A 13,097-nucleotide genomic window follows, 5' to 3' on the forward strand; every position below is an offset into this window, starting at 1 on the left:
CCGATCACCGGATCGAGCTTGCCTTCGCGCGCGACCTCGGTGAGATCGCGTGCGTATTTCTTCAGGGCATCGAAACCCTGCTCGGCTCCGGCGCTGTCAGCGGTCCGACCTTTGCGGATATCATTGATTGTTTGGTTAAGAGCCTGTGCCGTCAGACCGGCATTCTTCAGGATCTTCGAGGTTTCCGCCGAGGTTTCAACCACCAAGGCCAGAAGCAACCGCTCAACCGTGACAAAACTGTCGCCGGCCTTCTTGGAGGCGTCTTCGGCAGACTGGAACACCTTTGCGACGGGCGGCGAAAGGTAGAGCTGGCCGTTTCCACCGCTGACTTTCGGCAATTTCGCCAAAGCCGCCTCGTTGGCAAGCCGGACATCGGCGGGGCGACCACCGGCGCGTTCAATCAGCGACGACGCCATGCCCTGGTCGTCATCCATCAGCACCTTGAGCAAGTGCTCCGGCATGAACTGCTGATGACCTTGGGCCAATGCGTAAGATTGCGCCGACTGGATGAACCCGCGAACGCGTTCCGAGTATTTTTCAATATTCATGGTCTGCTCCTTTTCACGCCCCGCCCTTTTTGGCACGGGACAGTAGGTCCGGACAGGCTCCCGCAACCGGCAAGCCCGAATGATAAAACTGATATGGGTATTCACAAACGCGTGAAAAGACCTCCCAATCAATAAAAAACCCCGGTTGCGAACAACCGGGGTTAGGAACATCAAAGAAACTCGGGGGAATCAGTCGGCTCCCGCCGGCTCGACTGCAGCCGGAGTGTCGTCGGCCTTGGCCGCTCCATCGGCACTGTCCTCAGTGCGCACCCGCTTCGGTCGCCCGCGACGCCGCGGCGCTGGCCGTGGCGCGGCATCGGCTTCCGGGACATCCTGACCGATAGCCACTTCCGCCGGCACGCCCTCGATCACCGGTTGCGGCGCATCAGCGTCAAAAGCCGGCTTGGGCTGCTGATCCGACCGTGGTTGGCGTTCACGCCGTTCACTGCGTTCCGGGCGATCATTCCGGTCGGCACGATCCTGGCGTTCGCCGCGATCCTGACGATCATTGCGTTCACCGCGATCTTGTTGCGGCTGCCGTTCCGAACGGGCCTGCTGGTCGTTACGGTCGCCGCGTTGATCCTGCGAGTTGTTGTTGTTGTTGTTGTTGTTGTCATCATCTGCATCGCGATCATCATCGTCCTGATCCTGCGAATCGCGGTTTTGCGATGCGTTATCATCGCGCTGGAACCGTTCCTGCATCTGGGCCTGCGCCGTCAGAATGATCCGGTTGTAGTGTTCGGCGTGCTGCAGATAGTTCTCAGCCATGACCCGGTCACCCGAACTCTGCGCATCACGTGCGAGGTTCATGTATTTTTCCGCCACATGTTGGGCAGTTCCGCGGATTTTTACATCGGGACCGGAGCTGTCGTAGGTACGCGATAACGGGTTCTGGCCTTTGCGATTGCCGCCACCGTTATTTGGATTGTTTCCGCCGCGTCCGCGACCGCGCTTGTTTTGCTGTCCTGGCCTCATTCGATAGTCACCTGGTTATGTTCCTGAAAAAACTGTTGGGCGCGTTGGCCGAAAACCGGCTCGCAGGTTGCGCCGCGACAGAGGATCGTCCACCGATCCCGTCACCGTTATGGGTTCAAATGCAGATACCCGCGCCAGAGGCTGTCCTGTGAACCAGCCGCCAAACTGGCGGGTTCTTGGAACCGAGCCACGTCGGATCGAATCTGTTTCAAGACTTGCTATCCGGCGCTGCCCGGGAAACTAGCCATGTTTGCCTGCGATTCCAAGCCTTTTCTTGCCTGTCCTGCGAAAAGTCACTGCAAGTCGTTGCCCGGCCGCCTCAGTTCTTGAACAAAAGCACCCTGTCAACGCCACCAAGGTCCGCGATAACGCCCGACAATTCAAAGCCAAACGAGACAAAAAGCGCCGCAACCGAGACCCTCTGGCCGGTCCCGATTTCAAGCGCCACCAAGCCTCCTGGCTTGAGTCTGTCCGGCGCCTGGGCGGCAATCGTCCGATAGGCGGACAGACCGTCGGATCCTCCGTCGAGCGCCAGCACCGGGTCATGATCGACCACCTCCCGCGCCAGCGATGCCAGATCTGCGGTTGGGATATAAGGCGGATTGGAGACGATGAGATCAAACCTCGTCTCAATACCTGCAAACCAATCGCCGGTTACCGCGGCATAACGTGTCGACAAACCAAGCGACTTTGCGTTTTCAAGCGCCGTGTCGACGGCATCCGCCGACACGTCAACGCCAAGACACCCGGCTTCGGGACATTCGGCCAGCAGGGCCAAACCGATGGCCCCTGTTCCTATACCCAGATCCACAATGCTGCATGATCCGTTCGCTGCCACCGTCGAGCGCACGAACGGAAGAACTGCGTCAACCAGGGTTTCGGTATCCGGCCGCGGCTCAAGCGTTGCCGGGGAAAGCCCGAGCGACAGCCCGTAAAACTCCCTTGCGCCAAGGATACGGTGGACCGGCATGCCGTTCAGACGGTCCCAGGCCGCCTGCGCCAACCGCGCGCGTTGGGTGCCGGTCAGCGCGACATCCCCATCCGTCACCAGATGATGCGGATCAAGTCCAAACGCACCTGCCGCCAGCAACCGGGCATCCAGATCGGCTGTTTCCAGACCGGCCGACCGGAACATGGTTCGAACGCCCAGCCAGGCATCGCCAATCGTCCGCGCGCTTGCGAAATCAGGCCTTGTCATGGCCGCCAAGCGTCGCCAGCTGGCCCGCCTGATAATCGGAGATCAGGGCGTCTACGATTTCGTCGATCTCGCCGATCATCATCTTGTCCAGCTTGTAGAGCGTCAGGTTGATCCGGTGGTCGGTCACACGTCCCTGCGGAAAGTTATAGGTGCGGATCCGCTCCGAGCGGTCGCCGGAGCCAACCTGGCTCTTGCGGTCCGCCGACCGTTCGCTGTCTGCCTTCTGCCGCTCCATGTCGAAAAGGCGCGAACGTAGAACCTGCATGGCCTTGGCGCGGTTCTGATGTTGCGATTTCTCCGAAGATGTCACCACAAGCCCGGTCGGCAAATGGGTAATCCGCACAGCCGAGTCCGTCGTGTTGACATGCTGTCCGCCCGCGCCCGAGGCCCGCATGGTGTCGATCCGGATATCGTCGGGCTTGATTTCAATGTCGATGTCCTCGGCTTCCGGCAACACCGCAACGGTTGCCGCCGAAGTGTGAATGCGACCCCCCGATTCGGTTTCCGGAACCCGTTGCACGCGGTGCACCCCGGACTCGAACTTGAGCCGCGCGAACACGCCTTTGCCGCTCACCGTGGCAATAATTTCCTTGTAACCGCCGGCTTCGCCCTCGCTCGCCGACAGGACTTCCACCTTCCACCCCCGCGACGAAGCATAGCGCTCGTACATCCGGAACAGATCGCCAGCAAACAGCGCCGCCTCCGAACCACCTGTACCGGCTCTGATCTCGACGATAGCGCTGCGCTCGTCAGCGGCATCCTTGGGCAACAGCATGATCTCGATTGCCTGTTCAAGCTCTTCGATCCTGTTCCTGACTATCTTGAGATCCGCTTCAGCCAACTCGCGCATTTCGCGATCGGTTGACCGGTCTGCAAGCATGACCTCCAGATCGGTGCGCTCGGCCTGCGCCTTCTGAAGCTCGCGGATCTCGCCAACCAACGGCTGCAGCCCCGAATATTCAGAGGCCAGTTTTACATAGGTTTCCGCATCCGGGCCTGCGGACATGCGGGCCTCGACCTCGTCAAACCGACGTTCGAGTTCACGAATTTTCTGGGTCGGCAATTGTGCCATTGTCTGATCCTAAAGGCTCACGCCGTTGGCGTCTGCAAAGTCCATCAGAAACTCGCGCACTGTCTTTTCGCTCCGCGTGTCGGCGACTGCGGGCAACAAGCCTTCCTCAAGCCTGGCCAGATCGAGCGACAACAGCATCGATTTGACCGGGCCTATGGCTGCCGGCGACATCGAAATATTGCGGAACCCCAAACCCAGCAACGCCATCGCGGACAGCGGCTTTCCGGCGATTTCTCCGCACAGCGTCAGGGACGTACCGGCCTTGTTGGCCGCCACAACGATCTGACGCAAGACCCGCAGGAACGGCCGGCCCAAGGTATCGAAACGGTCGGCAACGCGGGAATTGCCCCGGTCAACAGCCATCACGAACTGAAACAGGTCGTTTGAACCGACGGAAACGAAGTCCACTTCTTCCATCAATTCATCAAGCTGCCACAACAGGCTGGGCACCTCCAGCATCGCGCCAAACTGCAGGCTGCGCGGCAACTGATGACCGAAGCGCGACAGATGCCGCACTTCCTTGTTGAGCAGTTCACGCGCCAGCCGGATTTCGTTGACCTCGGTGACCATCGGCAACATCAACTTGAGCTCAGTGCCTGCGGCGGCCTTCAGCAAGGCCCTCAACTGGGTGCGCAACAAACCCGGGCGATCCAGCGAAAGCCGGATGGCGCGCCAGCCGATTGCCGGATTCTCCTCTTCCGCCGAGCGGAAATAGGGCACAACCTTGTCACCGCCGATATCCAGAGTCCGGAAAGTAACCGGGCTGCCCTCAGCCTGCTTGAGCACGCTGCGGTAGAGACTTTCCTGCTCATCGACCTTGGGCATGGTCGAGGCGATCATGAACTGCAGTTCCGTTCGGAACAACCCGATGCCGCTGGCGCCGGACTCGCTCAATTGCGGCAAATCCACCAACAGGCCTGCATTCATCTGCAGCGTGATATCCTGGCCGTCGCGGGTGCGCGGTTCAACCGTACGCAGGGCCCGGAACTGTTCCTGCCGCGTGGCCCGGAACCGCACCTTCTCTGCATAGGCGCTCTCAACGTCTGAGATCGGACGCAGATGGACAATGCCGTCCTCACCGTCCACGATGATCGGATCGCGGTTCTCCGCCAGTGAGGCTATGCCGATCACCTGGCCGACAACCGGGATTCCCATTGCCCGCGCAACAATCACCACATGGCTGGTGACGGCGCCATCTTCCAGCACCAGCCCGCGGATTGCCTCACGCGGATAGTCGAGCAATTCCGCCGCTCCCATGGCGCGGGCCACGATGATCGCATCCTGCGGCAGACCGGAACCGCCCGGAACAAAGCCGGTCAGTTGCCTGAGCAGCCGGTTTGCCAGATCGTCAAAATCATGCAGCCGCTCGCGCAGATAGGGATCGGTCATGTGGATCATGCGGGCGCGGGTATCGCTCTGCACCTTTTCCACCGCTGCCTCGCAGGTCAGCCCGTTGCGGATGGCTTCCTCAAGCTTCCGCACCCAGCCACGGTCATGGGCAAACATCCGGTAGGCCTCAAGCACCGCCCGGTGCTCACCCTCCATCGAAACCTCCCGGCGCGACAACATGTCGTCAATCGATACCCTGAGCGATCCCAGGGCTTCTTCAAGACGTTTGAGCTCGGCGTCGATATCGTCATTGAGAAGTTCGGTGACCACGATACGCGGTTCGTGCAGGATGACATGCCCGAGGCCGAATCCGTCCCCGTATGCATCACCCTCAATCGTTACCGGTCGGCTCAGATCAAGTTCCAGTCCCGGCCGGATAATCTGCTTGAGTTCACCCGTGGCGATCATTTCGGCAAGAACCATTGCCGTGGTTTCCAGCGCCTCGACTTCTTCCTCGCGGTATTTCCGGTGCGCCTTGTTCTGAACGACCAGCACGCCCAGTGACCGCCCGGCCCTGAGTATGGGAACACCCAGGAAGGAATTGTAGATTTCTTCCCCGGTTTCCGGCAGATAGGTGAAAGCGGGATGCGACCGCGCATCGGACAGATTGAGCGAACGGGCGCTTGATGCGATGGTACCGACGAGGCCCTGACCCATTTTCAGCTGCGTCAGGTGTACTGCATCCTTGTTGAGACCTTCAGTCGCAAACAGCTCCAGAGCGCCATCGGCGCGCAGCACGTAAAACGAGCAAACTTCGGCGACCATATTGGCCGCGATCTGGCGGACAATACGGTCAAGGCGCTCCTGCGGCTCAAGGGGCTCCGCCATCAATTCGCGAAGCCGCCTGAGAAGGACGCGCGGACCCGCTGAAAGGTCTCTCATCGCGCTTCATTCTCCCAATTCGTGTGGCCGGTCCGGGACTGCTCCCGGCCGGTTCAATGTTCGGCTTTGGCCGTTCGATTTTGTCTCGTTGGACTAAGTCTTATCCAGACCGTAGACGGAATGCAAAGTCCGAACCGCAAGTTCGGCATAGGCTCCGTCGATCAGGATGGAAATCTTGATCTCGGAGGTTGTTATCGCCTTGATGTTGATCGACTTTTCAGCAAGCGCCTTGAAAGCGGTGGCCGCGACGCCGGCATGACTGCGCATGCCGATACCGATCACGGAAACCTTGGCCAGACCTGATTCGCTCTGGACAACGTCATAACCGATCGCCGGCTTCTCGCCTTCCAGCACCGAAAGCGCCTTGTCGGCATCACTCGACGGGACGGTAAACGTCATGTCGGTGCGGGATCCGTCCTCGGAGATGTTCTGGACAATCATGTCGACATTTATATGGGAGTCGGCAAGTGGCCCGAATATCGCCGCAGAAACGCCCGGCCGGTCGGCAAGCCGCCTGAGCGAAATCTGCGCTTCATCCTTGGCGTAGGCAATTCCGGTAACGACTTCCTGTTCCACGATTTCTTCCTCGTCGCAAATAAGAGTTCCGGGCGGATTGATCAGATCGCTCATCTCGGGCGCATTCGGATCGTCAAAACTCGACCGTACAAAGGTCCTCACCTTGTGCACCATGGCCAGTTCCACTGAACGGACCTGCAGCACCTTGGCGCCCAGGGAAGCCATTTCCAGCATTTCCTCGAACGCGATCTTTTTCATCCGTCGTGCCTTGGGCACAACACGTGGATCGGTGGTATAGACACCGTCGACATCGGTATAGATGTCACAGCGGTCCGCCTTGACGGCCGCAGCGATTGCCACAGCGCTGGTATCCGATCCGCCCCGGCCGAGTGTGGCGATCCGGTTGTCCGGGCCGATCCCCTGGAATCCGGCCACGACCGCAACCTGCCCCATTTCGAAACGCCGGATGAGTTCGCTCCCGTCGATATCGAGAATTCGCGCGGCGCCATGGGCATTGTCGGTCTTCACCGGAATCTGCCAGCCTTGCCATGAACGGGCGTCCACGCCCATGGATTGCAGCGCAATGGCAAGCAAGCCGCTGGACACTTGTTCGCCGGAAGCAACAATCGCATCATATTCGCGGGCATCATAGACAGATGCACTGGCGCCGGTGACCTTTGGCATTGCCTGCACCCAGCCGACCAACTCGTTGGTCTTGCCGGCCATGGCAGAGACCACGACAGCCACCTGGTGCCCGGCGTCAACTTCACGTTTGACATGCCGGGCAACATTATGGATCCGGTCAAGGTCGGCAACCGATGTGCCGCCAAACTTCATCACGATGCGGGCCATATTGAATTATCCGCTGGCTGGCCCGTTTCCGGGCAAGAAAAACCGCTCCTTGTTCGGGAGCGGAGAGTGGCGGTCTCATAACCAAATTTCCCGCAGCCTGCAACCGGATGGATCGTGCGACTTTGCCGACCCTTGACAAGTCCGGCCCGACGCCCGAGTTGAAGGCACAGGATTTAACGCTGGAGAGACCGATGGACCCGACCGCAAGGACAACGATTGATCAGGTCGAAGTCGAGCGCTTCTCGGCTATGGCGGCGGAATGGTGGGATCCGCAAGGCAAGTTCCGTCCGCTGCACAAATTCAATCCGGTGCGCCTGACTTACATTCGCGATCATGTTGCAGCGAATTTTGGCCGTGATCCCAGGGGTGACAAGCCCTTGGCGGGACTTAGGATTCTCGACATCGGCTGTGGCGGCGGGCTGCTCTGCGAGCCTATGGCGCGCATGGGCGCGGAAATGCTGGGTGCCGATGCATCGCAGACCAATATCGAAGTGGCCACAATTCACGCCAGGCAAGGCGGCGTCAATGTCAGTTACGAGGCGGTGACGTCGGAGCAACTGGCCGAGCGCGGCGAGAAGTTTGACGTGATCCTCAACATGGAAGTCGTCGAACACGTCTCCGATGTCGATTTGTTCCTTACGTCTTGCGCCGAAATGGTCAAGCCCGGCGGCCTGATGTTCATCGCCACCATCAACAGGACCATGAAGGCGATGGCACTCGCGATCGTCGGAGCGGAATATGTACTGCGCTGGCTGCCGCGCGGCACCCATCAATACGAAAGGCTGGTGCGGCCGGAAGAAATCGAAAAGCCGCTTGCGGCATCGGGATTGCGCATCATTGACCGGACCGGCGTATTCTACAATCCGCTGCAGGATCAGTGGAACCTGTCGCGGGATATGGATGTCAACTACATGATGCTGGCCGAGAGATCGAAAGCCGTCTGATTTCAGACCGGCATCGACCGGACTTGCTCCAACATATCCTGTTGTCCCGGGGCATTTGCCTCCACCAGAGCCTTCACCCGTGCGCGATCAACCTGTGTTGGTTGTCCTTCCATGGAATATGGGTGTTTGAACGTGAAAGCCAGCGGCCCCGGACCATGATCGTGCAGCCGCTCGAGCTTTCTGGCGCCTTGCTCCCAGTCCGGTCGTCTGCCCGCTTCAATCCACCACAACACCAGCGGCGGCCAGTCGTTCCTGGTGTTCCAGTTGCGCGCATTTTTGAGCGCCTCGGCATGCACTCCGGCATAGGAAAACGCCGACAGGCTTTCGATATCTTCCCACAGTGACAATGATGATGGCCCGGAGTCATGCCCGCTGCCCATGATAAAACGCGGGAACACCTGAACGCCCCAGCTTCCCGGCCCCGGCTCACCGACATAACCGGATCGTCCGACGAAGCCCGCAGCTTTCTCCGCTGCTGCAAAATTCACCGGTTCGCGGCGCACAAAACCCTGCACTTCGGGAGCATCGTAACTGGCGACATGCAGGCCAAAATTATACATCGCCAGATGAAAGCCGGACGTGCTCATTTCAACTCAGATCTTCGGGAAATTCCGGCAGGGGCGCTATTTCGATGCCTTCCTCGACCAGTGACCTGGCGTCTTCCTTCGAGGCCTGGCCAATGATGCCGCGGGCCTCGGCTTCGCCATGGTGAATCTTGCGCGCCTCGTCGGCGAACCGGTCACCGACATCCTCCGAATTCTGCTTGACCGCTTTCACCATATCCCGAAGCTTGCGCATCATGTCGCGCTTTTCCGGATCCATTGCCAATGGTCGCGCCGGAGTATCCCGCGAGACGGCGACCGCCGGTGCCATCAGCGCCTTGCCGACCTCGCGTGATCCGCAACGCGGGCACTCGACCAGGCCGCGTTCGCTTTGCCCGTCGAAATCCGCGCTCGATGCAAACCATCCCTCGAACTCATGATCCTTGTCGCAATGCAAAGAAAACCGGATCACGCCACTTGCGCTCCCTTGGCTGATTGCAATTCACTTTCAATCCGGTAACTCCGGGCGTTCTTCAGATTTGGAATCCTGGCCCGCGCAATCTTGACCTCTTCAAGCGCCAGAGTGGCGACAATGACACCGGGTTCGCTGCCCTTGGCTTCGGCAATCACCCGGCCCCACGGATCGACGATCAGCGAATGACCATAAGTCTCCCGCCCGTCCTCGTGCACGCCGCCCTGCGCCGCCGAAATCATGAATGCGCCGTTTTCAATTGCCCGGGCGCGCTGCAGCACATGCCAATGCGCCTCGCCGGTCTGTCGGGTGAAAGCCGCCGGCGCGGTCAGAATCTCTGCGCCGGCAAGCGCCAGATCGCGAAACAGATGCGGGAACCGGATATCGTAACAAATGCCCAATCCCAGTGTTGTGCCATCCAGATCAACAGTCCGGGCAACCTCTCCCGGCCGGTAAACCGCACTTTCACGCCAGCTCTCGCCATGGTCGAGATCAACGTCGAACATATGGATCTTGTCATACCGGCCCAGTACACTGCCATCGGATCCGAACACCACCGCCCGGTTTGCGGCCATTCCTCCACCCACGTCAATTGCCGTGGAACCGATATGCAGACAGATGCCAAGTTCGTCTGCCAGCGCCGAGGCGGCGCGCAGCACCGGATCATCGGACTCTGGTTTAAGAATCCGCTGCAACCCTGCCCGGTCTTTCTGGATGGCGCCGGTCATCTCCGGCGTTTGAACATATCGCGCGCCACCCGAAGCAGCTTCGCGAACCAGTTCCTGCATCACCGCGATGTTCGCCTCCGGCGTAACACCCGAACGCATCTGGACTGCGGCGACAACAAGTTCGTTCATGGTTCAGGCTCCTGCCAGCATCGTATCGAGCTTGCCGGCACGCTCGAGCGCGTGCAACTCGTCACAACCTCCGACATGAACGCCGTCAATGAAGATTTGCGGAAACGTCGCGCGACCGTTCGCCTTGGCGATCATTTCCTGTTTCAAATCCGGCGAAAATGTCGCATCGTGCTCAGTGTAGCCCACACCCTTTCCATCCAGCAACCGCTTGGCCGCCGTGCAAAATCCGCAAAACTGTCGGGTATAAAGGGTTACGTCGGCCATTCGGTTCTCCAGCTGTTGTGCCGCCAATCGGGCTCTTCAGGCATATATGGTTTCCTCTCCCTGGCTTGCAACCCTGGCAAAGGTCAACACATTGACCTGGCTGGCACCGCCGCGCAGCAGCGCACGTGTCGCCGCCTCAACTGTTGAGCCGGTGGTGAACACGTCATCGACCAGCAGGACTTTCAGCCCGAGCAACCGCTGCGCCTGTGCGGGCTCTATCGAGAATGCGCCCCGGACATTGTCCTGCCTGGCTCTCAACCCCAATCCCACCTGTTGTCTTGTCTTGCGAACGCGGCGCATCGCGCCGGCCATGAACGGTTTGCCCGACAACCGTGCAAGCGCCCGCGCCAGCTCCGCTGACTGATTGTAACGCCGCGCAAACAACCTGCCGCGATGCAACGGCACGGCGACGATCACATCGCTGTCGTCGATCACGTCCCTGCCTGCCCGAACCATCCATGCCGACATCATCACCGCCAGATCAGCCCGATCGGAATATTTCAGCCCATGGACGATATTGCGTGCTACCCCGTCATGAAGCACTGCCGCGCGGGCTCTTTGATAAGGGGGCGGATTGGCGATCGCGTCAGGTGACTCAAGACCCTCGCCCCTGTCATGATCGAACGGCAGGCCGGTAATCTCGCAATAGGGGCGCTCTATGAAGCGCACCGTCCCCCAGCAATCAGGGCACAACGCCGCGGCCTTTGCGGTCATTTTCCCACATCCGGCACACACCGGCGGGTAAACCACCTGCATCAATTGTGCCGCGCATCGCCCAAGCGAGCCTCTCAACCCACGCCGGTTCAGCCGATGTTCGGCGACCGACCGTCCGTTGCTGGCATGACTTGCTTCCACAGGGTTCATTGGTTGACATTACCGCCATTCCATCCAACAAGCGAGCCGGAGTTAATCCAGCGGATTGGATCATGGACCACCTCTTTGACCACACTCTCATGCGGCAACGCAGACTGCGCGCACTTGCCGGGTTCAAACCGGGTGCGGACTTCTTGGTCCGCAGGGTCGCCGAAGATATGGCCGATCGCCTTTCGGTGGTCGAACGCCAGTTCGAGCACCCTGTCCAGGTGCATGGCGGCCTCGCCGTTGCAGCCGAACTGATGTCCGCGACAGGAAAAACAGGCCAATTCAAATTTGTCGACCAATATGCCTTGCCGGGCCTTGATGTCGACGCCGTGGATCTCGCCGATCCTGATCATGTTCCTCTGGCTGCGGGAAGTGCGGATCTGATCGTCTCGCCGCTGGCGCTGCATATCACCAACGACACGCCCGGAGTTCTGGTGCAATTGCGCCGTGCGTTGAAGCCCGACGGATTACTGCTCGCAGCCACACCCGGCGCCGGAACCTTGGGCGAACTGCGTGAAAGCCTGCTCGCAGCGGAAAGCGAATTGACCGGCGGCGCCAATGCCAGGGTTCATCCCTTCGCCGATATTCGCGATTATGGAGCCTTGCTGCAACGCGCGGGCTTCGCGCTGCCTGTGACCGATATTGATGACATTGTGGTCAGATATGCCGATATGTTCGGCCTACTCAAGGATCTGCGCGCAATGGGCATGACCTCACTGCTTGCCGACCGAAGCCGCATGCCGGTGAACAGGTCTCTTTTCATACGGGCCGCGCAGATCTATGCCGAACGATTTTCGGACCCCGACGGTCGTATCCGCGCCAGTTTTCCGATTATTCACCTGTCCGGCTGGGCGCCGCATGAAAGCCAGCAAAAGCCACTCAAACCGGGGTCCGCCAAGGCGCGGCTTGCCGATGCCCTGCGCACGCCGGAACAAAAACTGCCGCGCTGATGCTTTTGCCTTATCGTTCAAATGGATCCATTTGAACACGGCACGCGAGCTTACTGGGTGTTCTTGAGGTGTTGCGCCGCCCCATCCAACGAACCATTGATGGCATTGCCAAGTGTCGTGGCTCCTCCAATCAAGGCGACCGATATCAGCGAGGCAATGAGCGCATACTCGATTGCTGTTGCGCCTAACTTGTCAGCCAGAAACCGGCAAATCATTGATCTCATACTCAAATTCCGATTCTGGTTGTGTGGTGAACTAACAGGGCCAGGTCAACAATCTCCGGTCTTTGTGCCATCATTTCCGATGATGCAAAGTGCGCCGGGACTATCCTGCAAAATCGACTTGCGGACCGTGTAGGTCGCGTTTTTCGATCTTTGCGGGATCGATCCGGTGGTGATGTTGTCATACTGGTCGGGCGTCCAGGCCACCCGGGACGCCGGTGAACGTTCAGCAAGGATCGGCGTCAGAATGGTAGCGACAGCCACTGCAGCGGTCCCAAAAAGCAGTGCTACGCGAAGTGCGCCAAATCGCTTGGGCGGGTTTTCCACGCCGTCTCGGTCCATTACAGTCATCCAAAAATCACCGTCGGGCATAACGTCTCCACTGACAATCCATCCGGATCAGTCGCTCACCCTGATAGTGCGTGAAGGGAATTGAAGTTTTATTAACGTTAATATCGACGATCGAAATTTAGTGAGCCGCACATCCAATCGGGTGCACAAATAACACCATAAGGCTTTGAAATGATGCATGTAAAAGCATCACGGATCAGCAC

15 protein-coding genes are annotated in these 13,097 nt (G+C 59.3%); 2 read left to right on the plus strand and 13 right to left on the minus strand.

Annotated elements, in window-relative coordinates; translation table 11 throughout:
• The 6 genes from ABJN75_RS21295 to ABJN75_RS21320 form a co-directional block, all read right to left on the minus strand.
• The coding region (locus tag ABJN75_RS21295; protein WP_348441621.1) for a Clp protease N-terminal domain-containing protein at window positions 1–548 on the minus strand (548 nt) is incomplete at its 3' end.
• Between the two features lie 189 nt (window positions 549–737).
• Entirely contained in the window at window positions 738–1,523 is a 786-nt protein-coding gene (locus tag ABJN75_RS21300) for a DUF4167 domain-containing protein (RefSeq protein WP_348441623.1), read from the minus strand.
• Between the two features lie 319 nt (window positions 1,524–1,842).
• The gene (gene prmC / locus ABJN75_RS21305; protein ID WP_348441624.1) at window positions 1,843–2,721 is read right to left on the minus strand and encodes a peptide chain release factor N(5)-glutamine methyltransferase; all 879 of its coding nucleotides are present in this window, start codon (window positions 2,719–2,721) and stop codon (window positions 1,843–1,845) included.
• Complete coding sequence (gene prfA, locus ABJN75_RS21310) at window positions 2,708–3,793, minus strand: peptide chain release factor 1 (protein ID WP_348441625.1); 1,086 nt, start codon at window positions 3,791–3,793, stop codon at window positions 2,708–2,710. The genes prmC and prfA overlap by 14 nt, the downstream gene beginning before the upstream one ends.
• Window positions 3,794–3,802: 9 nt before the next feature.
• Window positions 3,803–6,064 (minus strand): phosphoenolpyruvate--protein phosphotransferase, encoded by a 2,262-nt coding sequence (ptsP, locus tag ABJN75_RS21315; RefSeq protein ID WP_348441626.1) that lies wholly within the window; start codon window positions 6,062–6,064, stop codon window positions 3,803–3,805.
• Window positions 6,065–6,157: 93 nt separating this feature from the next.
• Window positions 6,158–7,432 carry an aspartate kinase gene (locus tag ABJN75_RS21320; protein ID WP_348441627.1) on the minus strand — a complete coding sequence of 425 codons (1,275 nt, stop codon included), beginning with the start codon at window positions 7,430–7,432 and terminating at the stop codon, window positions 6,158–6,160.
• 191 nt (window positions 7,433–7,623) lie between these two features.
• Between ABJN75_RS21320 and ubiG the strand changes: the two genes are divergently transcribed.
• The gene (gene ubiG, locus ABJN75_RS21325) at window positions 7,624–8,376 is read left to right on the plus strand and encodes a bifunctional 2-polyprenyl-6-hydroxyphenol methylase/3-demethylubiquinol 3-O-methyltransferase UbiG (RefSeq protein WP_348441628.1); all 753 of its coding nucleotides are present in this window, start codon (window positions 7,624–7,626) and stop codon (window positions 8,374–8,376) included.
• Between the two features lie 2 nt (window positions 8,377–8,378).
• On the opposite strand, the gene ABJN75_RS21330 is transcribed toward ubiG, so the two are convergent.
• The 5 genes from ABJN75_RS21330 to ABJN75_RS21350 are packed head-to-tail and all read right to left on the minus strand — an operon-like array spanning window position 8,379 to window position 11,267.
• Entirely contained in the window at window positions 8,379–8,963 is a 585-nt protein-coding gene (locus ABJN75_RS21330) for a DUF3291 domain-containing protein (protein WP_348441629.1), read from the minus strand.
• Window position 8,964: 1 nt separating this feature from the next.
• A complete protein-coding gene (locus ABJN75_RS21335) occupies window positions 8,965–9,390 on the minus strand; it encodes a DUF1178 family protein (RefSeq protein ID WP_348441630.1) in 426 nt (141 codons plus the stop codon).
• Window positions 9,387–10,247: a carbon-nitrogen hydrolase family protein gene (locus tag ABJN75_RS21340; protein ID WP_348441631.1), complete on the minus strand. Its 861-nt coding sequence runs from the start codon at window positions 10,245–10,247 to the stop codon at window positions 9,387–9,389. Before ABJN75_RS21340 ends, ABJN75_RS21335 begins: the two co-directional genes overlap by 4 nt.
• Window positions 10,248–10,250: 3 nt before the next feature.
• Window positions 10,251–10,511: a glutaredoxin 3 gene (grxC, locus tag ABJN75_RS21345; RefSeq protein WP_348441632.1), complete on the minus strand. Its 261-nt coding sequence runs from the start codon at window positions 10,509–10,511 to the stop codon at window positions 10,251–10,253.
• Window positions 10,512–10,547: 36 nt separating this feature from the next.
• Entirely contained in the window at window positions 10,548–11,267 is a 720-nt protein-coding gene (locus ABJN75_RS21350) for a ComF family protein (protein ID WP_348441633.1), read from the minus strand.
• A gap of 170 nt (window positions 11,268–11,437) precedes the next feature.
• Here ABJN75_RS21350 and ABJN75_RS21355 point away from each other — a divergent pair, with 170 nt between their 5' ends.
• Window positions 11,438–12,322: a methyltransferase domain-containing protein gene (locus ABJN75_RS21355; protein ID WP_348441634.1), complete on the plus strand. Its 885-nt coding sequence runs from the start codon at window positions 11,438–11,440 to the stop codon at window positions 12,320–12,322.
• 50 nt (window positions 12,323–12,372) lie between these two features.
• Here the strand turns inward: ABJN75_RS21355 and ABJN75_RS21360 are convergent, their stop codons facing one another.
• Window positions 12,373–12,546 (minus strand): Flp family type IVb pilin, encoded by a 174-nt coding sequence (locus ABJN75_RS21360; protein WP_348441635.1) that lies wholly within the window; start codon window positions 12,544–12,546, stop codon window positions 12,373–12,375.
• Between the two features lie 45 nt (window positions 12,547–12,591).
• Window positions 12,592–12,915 (minus strand): hypothetical protein, encoded by a 324-nt coding sequence (locus ABJN75_RS21365; protein WP_348441636.1) that lies wholly within the window; start codon window positions 12,913–12,915, stop codon window positions 12,592–12,594.
• Window positions 12,916–13,097: the final 182 nt, after the last annotated feature.

This window comes from Hoeflea sp. (assembly GCF_039975035.1).
Classification (GTDB): domain Bacteria; phylum Pseudomonadota; class Alphaproteobacteria; order Rhizobiales; family Rhizobiaceae; genus Hoeflea.